Genomic DNA, 9,605 nt, shown 5'->3' on the forward strand with positions numbered 1-9,605 from the left:
CCCTCAAGCCCCTCCTCGCCCGGGCCGCCGGCTGACACCCTGACCCGCCCCCCACACGCCTGGGAGGGAGCGACCATTCCCACCCCCTCCCAGGATCACCGTCACTAGTTGGCAGGCGACTTTGTGAATGTATTCACTTTCACAAAGTCGGCCTGTCGATTCCCCGGAGAGAGGGTGCATACGGCCATGGCGCCCGACGCGATAGCCCGCTGGCAGTTCGCAATCACCACCATTTACCACTATCTCTTCGTGCCGCTGACGATCAGCCTGGCCGGCATCACGGCCGGTCTGGAGACGGCGTGGGTGCGCACGAGGCAGGAGAAGTACTTCCACGCCACCAAGTTCTGGGGGAAGCTCTTCCTGATCAACATGGTGATGGGCGTGGTCACCGGCCTGGTCCAGGAATTCCAGTTCGGCATGAACTGGTCGGCGTACTCCCGCTTCGTGGGCGACATCTTCGGCGTACCGCTGTCGATGGAGGCGATCATCGCCTTCTTCTTCGAGTCCACGTTCATCGGGTTGTGGATGTTCGGCTGGGACAGGCTTCCCCGCCGCCTGCACCTCTTGTGCATCTGGATGGTGTCCCTCGGCACCGTGCTGTCGGCGTACTTCATCCTGGCGGCGAACTCGTGGATGCAGCACCCAGTCGGCTACCGGATGGACCACGGCAGGCCCCGACTGACCGATTTCTCCGAGGTTCTTCTGCAGCCCACGGCGGTGTTCGCCGCCCTGCACGCGCTCACGGCCGCCTTCGTCACCGGCGGAGCTCTCGTGACCGGCATCGCCGCCTGGCACCTGTGGCGCGCGAAGCGCACCCAGGCCCGGGGCGGTGTGGTGGAGGCGGGCCGGATCGGCGTCATGCGGACCTCCCTGCGGGTCGGTCTCGGGGTGCTGGCCGTGGCGGGCTTCGCCACCGTCCTCGACGCCGATGCCCTCGGCAAACTGATGATCGATCAGCAGCCGTTGAAGATGGCCGCCGGCGAGGGACTGTGGAACACCGCGGCGAACGCCCCGTTCTCCCTGTTCACCGTCCCGGACGTGGCCAGGCACCAGAACAGCGTCGACATCGGCATCCCCTATGTGCTGTCGTTCCTCGCCCACAGCAATCCGCACACACCCGTCACCGGGATCAACGACGCTGCGGCGGCCATGGCAGCGCGGTACGGCGGCGTGGCGGGGGACTACCTCCCCAACGTCCCGCTGGAGTACTGGTCCTACCGCTTCATGATCACGTTCGGGATGGCCTCCGTGGCCATCGGCGTGGCCGGGCTGTGGTTGACCCGCAACCGGCGCTGGATCGCCCCTGCCTTCGTCACCCGACCGGACGAGGTTCCGCACCTGATGCTGACGAAGAACCGGGCCCTCGGGCCGATCCTGACCAAGTGGGCCTGGCGCGCGGCCATCTGGACCCTGGGGTTCCCGTTGATCGCGAACTCCTTCGGATGGATCTTCACGGAGACGGGCCGCCAACCGTGGGTGGTCTACGGCCTGATGCGCACCTCGGACGCCGTGTCCCCGGGCGTGAGCGCCGGCGAGATGTTCACCACGCTGATCGGTTTCACCGTCCTGTACGGAATCCTCGCCGTCATCGAGGTCAGGCTGATGGTCAAGTACGCCACCGCCGGACCCCGGCTCGACGAGCAGCCGCCCCGGCGTGATCCCCGGTTGCGCGGTCCGTCCTCCGCCGAGGACGACGACAAGATCCTCACGTTCGCCTACTGACCAGCCGTCAGGACTTCCGCCATGCACCTCCACGACTTCTGGTTCCTGCTCATCGCCTTCTTCTGGACGGGCTACTTCGTCCTGGAGGGCTTCGACTTCGGCGTCGGCGTGCTCACCAAGCTCCTCGCCCGTGACGAGCCCGAACGCCGCGTGCTGCTCAACGCCATCGGGCCCGTGTGGGACGGGAACGAGGTGTGGATGGTCGCGGCCGGCGCCGCGACCTTCGCCGCCTTCCCCGGCTGGTACGCCACCCTGTTCAGCGGCTTCGACCTCCCGCTGTTCGCCGTCCTGGTCTGTCTGATCGTGCGGGCCGTGGGCTTCGAGTACCGCGCCAAGCGGGACAGCGTCCGGTGGAAGCGCAACTGGGAGCACGCCATCTTCTGGTGTTCGCTGCTGGCGCCGCTGCTGTGGGGCCTGGTCTTCGCCAATGTCGTCCACGGCGTGGCCATCGACCGGCGGCAGGTCTACACCGGGGGCCTGAGCGGCCTCTTCCACCCCTACGCGCTGCTCGGCGCGCTGACGCTGCTCGCGGTCTTCACCGCCCACGGCGCGGTGTTCGTCGCACTCAAGACCGTCGGTGACATCCGCGACCGGGCGCGCGCACTGGCCCTCAGGCTCGGTGCTCTGGCCGCCGTGCCCGCGGCGGCCTTCCTGATCTGGACGCAGACGGACCGCGGCAACGGCGGCAGCCTGGTGGCGGTGGTGCTCGCGCTGACCGCCTGGGGCGTCGCGCTCGCCTGCACCAGGGCTCGCCGCGAGGGGTGGGCGTTCACCTTCTCCGCCGCCACCGTGGCGGCCACGGCGGCCACGTTGTTCCTGACGCTCTATCCCGACCTCATGCCGTCCACGCTCAACCCGGCCTGGAGCCTGACCGTCACCAACGCCTCCTCCTCGGCATACACGCTGGGGATCATGACCTGGGTGGGCGCCGTCTTCGCGCCTCTGGTCATGGGCTACCAGGCCTGGACGTACTGGGTCTTCCGCAAGCGCATCGGCACCCACCACATCCCGCGGACCGACCCACCCGGGCACAGCCCAGCCCCCAGCCATACCCAAGGAACTGTCATGTCCCTCGCTCTTGTCCCTGACAAACCGCGCATTCTCATCGCCGGCGGCGGCTACGTCGGCCTCTACACCGCACTGCGCCTGCTGAAGAAGCTGCGCCGCGACGAGGCGACCGTCACCGTCGTGGACCCGCGGTCGTACATGACCTACCTGCCCTTCCTGCCGGAGGCGGCAGCCGGCAACGTGGCCCCGCGGAACCTGGTAGCCCCGCTGCGCGGCGTCCTGACCGGCGCGGAGGTGGTCACCGGCCACGTGGTCTCCGTCGACCAGGCGGACGAGGTCGCCCACGTCCGCACCGCGGCGGGTGACGAACTGGAGCTGCCCTTCGATCATCTGGTCGTCGCGCTCGGCTCGATCTCCCGCACATTCCCGATCCCCGGCCTGGCCGAGCACGGCATCGGCATGAAGTCGGTCGAGGAGGCCATCAGCCTGCGCAACCACGTCATGGCCCAGCTGGACCTCGCCGACTCCACCGCGGACGAGGCGGTGAAGCGCAAGGCGCTGACCTTCGTCTTCGTCGGTGGCGGCTTCGCCGGTGTGGAGACCATCGCGGAGGTCGAGGACATGGCCCGCGACGCCGCCGGGAACTACCGCAACGTCAGCCGGGAGGACATGCGCTTCATCCTCGTCGAGGCCGCCGGTCGCATCCTGCCCGAGATGGGTGCCGACCTCGGTGTCTGGACCACGGAGAAGCTTCAGGCCCGAGGCGTCGAGGTGTACCTCGAGACCTCCATGGAGTCCTGCGTCGACCAGCACGTGGTCCTGGCGAACGGTGTGGCGACGGACGCCTCCACGATCGTGTGGACGGCCGGAGTGCGCCCCAACCCCGTCCTGGCCCACTTCGGCCTGCCGCTCGGCCCGCGCGGCCACGTCGACACCCTCCCCACCCTGCAGGTCAGGGGCCTGGACCACGTGTGGGCCGCGGGTGACAACGCCCAGGTGCCCGACCTGGCGGGCGAAGAGGGCGCGTGGTGCCCGCCCAACGCGCAGCACGCCGTACGCCAGGCCCCGGTACTCGCGGACAACGTGCTCGCGGCTCTGCGCGGCCGTGCGCCCAAGGAGTACCGGCACAAGAACCTGGGCGCGGTCGCCGGCCTCGGCCTCCACAAGGGGGTCGCGATCCTCTTCGGCAAGGTCAAGCTCAAGGGACGGCCGGCGTGGTGGTTCCACCGCCTCTACCACGGCAGCCGCGTGCCGACGCTGAACCGCAAGATCCGCGTGTTCGTGGACTGGATCCTGGCCTCCCTCCTGAAGCGGGAGACCGTCGGGCTCATCGAACTGGAGCACCCGCGCGACCCGTTCACCGAAGCGGCCACGCCGTCTCGCAGTCGTACCTGATTCCTTTCCCCCTTAGTTCGTCCTTGTCTGGAGGGCTGTCCCCATGTCCCAGAACGCCGTCGCCGCCGCTCGCGGCGCTGAGGCCACACCCGAGAACGTGCCTGCCGACCCGTCGCACCAGCGCCGCTGGTGGATCCTGCTGGTCATTTCCCTGTCCATGCTGATGGGCGTCCTCGACGGCACCATCGTGAACATCGCCCTGCCGTCCGCCCAGCACGACCTCGGCTTCTCGGATGCCGACCGGCAGTGGGTGGTCACCGCCTATGCGCTGGCCTTCGGCAGCCTGCTGCTGCTCGGCGGTCGGATTGCGGACCTGGCCGGTCAGAAGGTGACCTTCCTGGTGGGTCTGGCCGGCTTCGCGGCCGCGTCCATGGTGGGAGGCGCGGCGAACGGTTTCGCGATGCTCGTCATCGCGCGCGCCGTGCAGGGCCTGTTCGCCGCCCTGCTGGCCCCGTCCGCGCTGTCGATCCTGATGACGACCTTCACCGAGCCGCGCGAGCGGGCGAAGGCTTTCACGGTCGCCGGCTCGATCGCCGGTGCCGGCGGAGCCATCGGCCTGATCCTCGGTGGGGTGCTGACCCAGTACCTGGACTGGCGCTGGACCATGTACGTCAACGTGGTCTTCGCGGGGGTGGCGTTCGTCGGTGGCGCGGCTCTGCTGCACCGCACGCCGCGCGACACGTCTTCCAAGCTCGACGTCCTCGGCACTCTGCTGGTCTCCATCGGCCTGTTCTGCCTGGTCTACGGGTTCTCGAACGCCGAGACGCACGGCTGGGGTTCGCCGGCGACCTGGGGCATGCTGGCGGCCGGTGCCGTACTGGTGGCCGTCTTCGTGTGGTGGCAGACCAGGGCGGCGTATCCGCTCCTCCCTCTGCGGGTCCTGCTGGACCGCAACCGCGGTGCCTCCTTCGCCGCCCTCTTCGTCGTCGGCGCAGGCATGTTCGGCGTGTTCCTGTTCCTGACCTACTACCTGCAGCAGAGCCTCGGCTACAGCGCGCTGAAGACGGGCTTCGCCTTCCTGCCCATGATCGTGGCGTCGTCGTCCGCCTCCGCGGTGGCCAACAACGTCCTGGTGCGGCGCATAGGTCCCAAGCCGGTGGTTCCGCTGGGCATGGCCATCGCGGCCGCAGGCCTGGTGTGGATGACCACGCTGGACCTGAACAGCGGCTATGTGGCCCAGGTACTGCCCCAGCTGGTGCTCGTCGGCATCGGGCTGGGCACCGTCATCGCGCCCGCCATGAGTCTGGCCACCTCCGGTGTGGCCGCGGCCGATGCCGGAGTCGCGTCCGCCGCCGTCAACACCGTCCAGCAGGTCGGCGGTTCCATCGGCGTCGCCCTGCTCAGCACGATGGCATCCGACGCCGCCACCAACTACCTCTCCGGCCGCAACCCCAAGGACCCCGGCGTCCTGGCGCAGGCCGGTCTCGAGGGCTACTCCACTGCCTACTGGTGGTCGGCGGCCGTCTTCGTGGTCGGCCTGGTCGTGACCGCGCTGCTGTACCGCCGTGGCGTGCCGCGGCAGGACGAGAACGCGGCACCTGTCGTCCACATGTGAGGCGCTGGTCACTACGGCGTCACCTCTCTTGATTCCGAGACAAAATGCCTCATAGTAAAGGGAAAACCGAGTTGTCTCACAGATCACAGAAAGGTGTAGTGGGTTGGAAGACCGAACTGATCCGCGTCTGTTGCGCAGTCGTGAGGCCATGGTCGCTGCGGCCACCGCGTTGCTCACGGAAAGCGGACTGGAGGCCGTGACGCATCAGACGGTCGCCACCCGGGCCGGCGTCGGCAGAGCCACCGTCTATCGGCACTGGCCGAGCCTTCTCGATCTCCGCCTGGCCGCACTGGAAGCCGGCATGCCTCCGCTGCCTCCCGTGCCGGAGGAGATTCGGGCCGCTGCGGGCAACGATCCCCGAGCGGAGATCACCCACCACATGAGCGTGCTCGCCGAGCGGTGGGACGACGAGCAGGCGGGAGCCGTGCTCGCCGCCATCCTCGGTGGCTCACGACACGACGACGGTATCCGCCGCCTCCGGGAGTCGCTGGTGAGCCAGATCGCCGACGCCCTGCGTCCCGCTGTCGCCGCGGCTGTCCAGCGCGGCGAACTCCGGCCGGACATCACCCCCGAGACGCTTGCCATGGCCACCGCGGGCCCCCTGTTCTTCGAGCGCTTCCTCGCCGGGAACCGCCTGGGGCGGGACACCGTGGAGAACGTCGTGGACGCCGCCTTGAGGGGCTGGTCCTAGGGGCTGCCCGGCGCATGGTCTCCTGCGGAGTGTGCGGTGTCGGCCAGCGTCCGGGCCGTGACCGCGTCGCACACCTGCTCGGCGGCCACGATCGTCGCCTCCCAGTCCGGAAGCCTCCGCTTCGCAGGGACGGGTTCCGCGTGGGCCTGAGCCGCCGCGCGCCGCGCATCGGCCAGGCGGCGGTAGGCGGCACGGCGCAGCGTCTGACGCTGGGCGGGGGTGGCGTTCGGTGCCAGGTCGCGATACCGGCGGACGGCGAGCAGAGCGGCGTCGGTCTGCGCCGCCGCCCAGCTGCCGGCGGAGTCGGGCCACACCACGAAGTTCGCCACCAGCACGATGGCCGCGGCCAGGATGGTGTCCAGGATGCGGGTGCCGTACAGCGGCCGATGATCTCCGAGCAGGTCGACGAGGACGAAGACGATCCCGGTCAGACCGGTGGTGGCGACGGCGTAGTGATGGCGGACCCCTACCGCCATGAGCGCGCCGAAGACCGCTACCGTTCCGATGAGCGCGCAGGGGGTGTTGCCGGTCAGCGCAGCCACTGCCCCGATCGCGGCCACACCGATGACCGTGCCGACGCAGCGGTGCACCGCCCGGCGCAGAACCGGGCCGAAGTCGGGCTTGTAGATGAAGGCCACGGTCATGGGCAGCCAGTAGCCCCGCGGGCCGTGCAGCAGCAGGGCGCTGATGTACGCGACGAGGACGCAGGCGGCGAGCAGTACGGCGTACCGCAGACGTACGGTCCGACCCGGCAGTGGGCGCGCCGGCAGCGAGAGGATCACATCCGCGCCGGCTTCCGCGTCAGCCGTCTCACACAGCTCCAGGAGCGCTCGTACGGCGGGTGAGCGCCGGTCGCGCGCGGATGCCGCCTTCTCGGCCGGCACCAGGCCGTGCCCTGCGGACGCGCTCTTCCCCGTGGGAAGCAGGCGCCCGGCCATCTGCAGAGGGAGATCGGCCACGCCGGGCGGGAGGGGGCGCCCCTCCCACACGAGCGCCGACACCACCTCGCCGAGGCGCACGGCCAGGCGCAGCGCATCGAGTAGTCGACGGGTGTCGGGGTCTTCCGGCCGATGCCGGGTTGCCGTCGCCAAGTCGGGGGCCATGACGTCGTGCGCGTCGTTCAGTGCCAGTGTCATCGAGCGCCGAGCGGCTTCGGCGTGCGGGGTGCCCACGGCCGCCAGCGCCCCGGCGGCGGCGCGGTACACGGCGCGCACGGAGTCGGTCTCGATCCGGTGCCGCCGCCACAGCCACGGGCTGGTGGACAGGACGGTGACCAGGAGCACCCCGGACAGCAGCGCGAGCGGGGGCTGCCACCAGGGGCCGGGCACGGGGACGCCGCTGCCGACGATGGTGCCGAGCAGCACGTGCATGCCGGCCACGGAACGAATGGGGCCGCACAGACTGATCAGCCCCGCGAACACGGCGGTGGCGACCAGACAGCCCGCCACCGGCGCGGTGTGCCCGCTGAGCAGCGCGAGTTCTCCGATGAGCAGGCCGAGGGCACCGGCCAGCCCCACGGCCAGCAGTCGCTGCATGCGCAACCGGTAGGGGGACGAACTGTCCTGCCCCACACCCCACAGGGCACCGATCCCGGCGAACACGGCCGCAACCATGTGCCCTGTCCACAGCCCGAGCAGGAGAGGAAGGGCCAGGGCGACGACACCGCGCAGGGCGGCGGCGAGCGGGAACCCCGCGCGCACCGCACTCATAGTTCGGCACAGCCAGGTGGTCGCAGCCGTCAGCGGACGGCGCGACCGCGTGGTATGTGCTGAGGGTGCCATGGGAGCGGGTCCTGGTTCGGTAACGGCGGTGTCGCTTCACGACCCCACATTGCGCGCGTCGGTCTCGGCCCACCTCAGGGCGTGATGAGGACGGTCAGCTTGCGGGGCCGTGGACGCCTTGGACGCGGATCATCTCGATGTCCGCGGTGGCCGAGGGGCCGCTGATCCACGTGATCGGACGGCGAGGGCCGAGCCGGGTGATGACTTCGGGCATGGAGGAGCCGACCTGGTCCTCACGCACGACGCAGACGTGGACGTCCGGAACCAGTGTGGGGGCGCGTCGGCCCTGACCGGCGCCTGCGTCCAGGACGATCGTTCCGGAGTCGGCGATGGCCGCCGCGCACATCGTGACCACGGCGTCGGTGGCGTCGAGTTCCGCCTTCGACAACGGGGGAACGTCCTACGGATCACGCCGGACCACTGAGCCGGCCAGGCCGCGGGAAGGCCGTCGGGAACGACCGCGGAACGCGCCGACCGCTCGTCGAGGGCGTCCGCCACCGCGGCGGGCACGTCGGCCTCCGGCACCCGGCGCACCACCGCCCCGTACTCCTCCAGGCGCTCGATGAACAGCTCGATGGTGGCTGTCCGGTCGCCAGGGGGGATGCCGGGGGCGCTCCGCAGGTAGACGCGGGGCACCTCGACCGGGTCGGTGGGCAGGTCGGCGACGGCCGCGCGGATGCGGCTGAGGATGGTGTCGCGCGCGTTCACCTGGTGCCTCCGTCCGTGCGCTTCCACCAGGTGCGGAAGGACTGCTCGGGGATGTCGGGGATGCTCCTGCTGTCGGTCCAGCCGTGCAGGGGACCGGGCAGGCCCAAGTTCTTGGGCAGCAGCACGCCGGCCTTGCCGGCCGACTTGACGGCCGCGTTCCACAGCGGGTGGTGGTCCACGACGGTCTCCACCGCCTTGAACACCGCCTTCTCGGCGGGGTGCTTGACCTTGGCGTCGCCTTCGGCCACGTCCGCGCGCAGCTTGAGCAGGACGTCGGTGCAGCGGATGCGGACCGGGCAGACCTCGTTGCAGGCACCGCACAGGCTGGAGGCGTACGGCAGTGAGGCGGTCTGGGGGTCGTCGGGCCCCTTGAGGAGAGGGTTGAGGATCGCGCCGATGGGTCCGGGGTGGACCGAGCCGTAGGCGCTACGAACCCTCCCGGCTCAATGCTCAACATCACAGGACCTCTGATCTCGTTCGACGTGGGCACTGCTGCAAAGTTCCATACGTCGTATGGAAAGCTCGAGTCGATGGACCGTGCGGCGTACGGAAATGTCGCGGGGTCCCGTCCGGGGGGTCGAGACCGTCGATGTGCCGTCCGGCTGAGCGTCCGGTCCAAGCGCACCGCGAGCGTACGCCCAACATGTGCCCCAGGTCACAGTGAGACAAGTTGACTCATAGATGGGTTGTGAGTCAATCTGTCTCACAGGGGCGGTCTGGGGGATCCGTGAAGGCGGGTCCTGTG

Annotated in this window: 7 protein-coding genes and 1 pseudogene; 5 read left to right on the forward strand and 3 right to left on the reverse strand. The window is 69.7% G+C overall.

Features of this window, described 5'->3' with window-relative positions:
• The first annotated feature begins 174 nt into the window (after positions 1-174).
• The 5 genes and pseudogenes from AB0M27_RS45065 to AB0M27_RS45085 all read left to right on the forward strand — a co-directional run bounded on the left by AB0M27_RS45065 (position 175) and on the right by AB0M27_RS45085 (position 6,371).
• Positions 175-1,722, forward strand: a complete 1,548-nt coding sequence (locus tag AB0M27_RS45065) for a cytochrome ubiquinol oxidase subunit I (RefSeq protein ID WP_365731709.1) — start codon at positions 175-177, stop codon at positions 1,720-1,722.
• 21 nt (positions 1,723-1,743) lie between these two features.
• A pseudogene (gene cydB / locus AB0M27_RS45070) lies at positions 1,744-2,691 on the forward strand (cytochrome d ubiquinol oxidase subunit II); the annotation flags it as partial.
• Between the two features lie 96 nt (positions 2,692-2,787).
• The gene (locus tag AB0M27_RS45075) at positions 2,788-4,125 is read left to right on the forward strand and encodes an NAD(P)/FAD-dependent oxidoreductase (protein WP_365731721.1); all 1,338 of its coding nucleotides are present in this window, start codon (positions 2,788-2,790) and stop codon (positions 4,123-4,125) included.
• Positions 4,126-4,168: 43 nt separating this feature from the next.
• On the forward strand, positions 4,169-5,680 hold the full coding sequence (locus tag AB0M27_RS45080; protein ID WP_365731711.1) for an MFS transporter: 1,512 nt from the start codon (positions 4,169-4,171) through the stop codon (positions 5,678-5,680).
• 103 nt (positions 5,681-5,783) lie between these two features.
• On the forward strand, positions 5,784-6,371 hold the full coding sequence (locus AB0M27_RS45085; protein WP_365731713.1) for a TetR/AcrR family transcriptional regulator: 588 nt from the start codon (positions 5,784-5,786) through the stop codon (positions 6,369-6,371).
• On the opposite strand, the gene AB0M27_RS45090 is transcribed toward AB0M27_RS45085, so the two are convergent.
• The 3 genes from AB0M27_RS45090 to AB0M27_RS45100 all read right to left on the reverse strand — a co-directional run bounded on the left by AB0M27_RS45090 (position 6,368) and on the right by AB0M27_RS45100 (position 9,108).
• Positions 6,368-8,071: an FUSC family protein gene (locus AB0M27_RS45090; RefSeq protein ID WP_365731715.1), complete on the reverse strand. Its 1,704-nt coding sequence runs from the start codon at positions 8,069-8,071 to the stop codon at positions 6,368-6,370. The two genes, AB0M27_RS45085 and AB0M27_RS45090, sit on opposite strands and share 4 nt — an antisense overlap.
• A 175-nt stretch (positions 8,072-8,246) precedes the next feature.
• Complete coding sequence (locus tag AB0M27_RS45095) at positions 8,247-8,540, reverse strand: LUD domain-containing protein (protein ID WP_365731717.1); 294 nt, start codon at positions 8,538-8,540, stop codon at positions 8,247-8,249.
• Between the two features lie 316 nt (positions 8,541-8,856).
• Entirely contained in the window at positions 8,857-9,108 is a 252-nt protein-coding gene (locus AB0M27_RS45100) for a lactate utilisation protein LutB domain-containing protein (RefSeq protein WP_365731719.1), read from the reverse strand.
• Between the last annotated feature and the right edge of the window lie 497 nt (positions 9,109-9,605).

The sequence above is a fragment of the Streptomyces sp. NPDC052107 genome, from assembly GCF_040680215.1.
GTDB lineage: Bacteria > Actinomycetota > Actinomycetes > Streptomycetales > Streptomycetaceae > Streptomyces.

What these genes read in the sequence shown, in the direction of transcription:
- AB0M27_RS45080 (WP_365731711.1), top strand. Translation starts at nt 4,169, where the DNA reads ATGTCCCAGAACGCCGTCGCCGCCGCTCGCGGCGCTGAGGCCACACCC.
- AB0M27_RS45075 (WP_365731721.1), top strand. Translation starts at nt 2,788, where the DNA reads ATGTCCCTCGCTCTTGTCCCTGACAAACCGCGCATTCTCATCGCCGGC.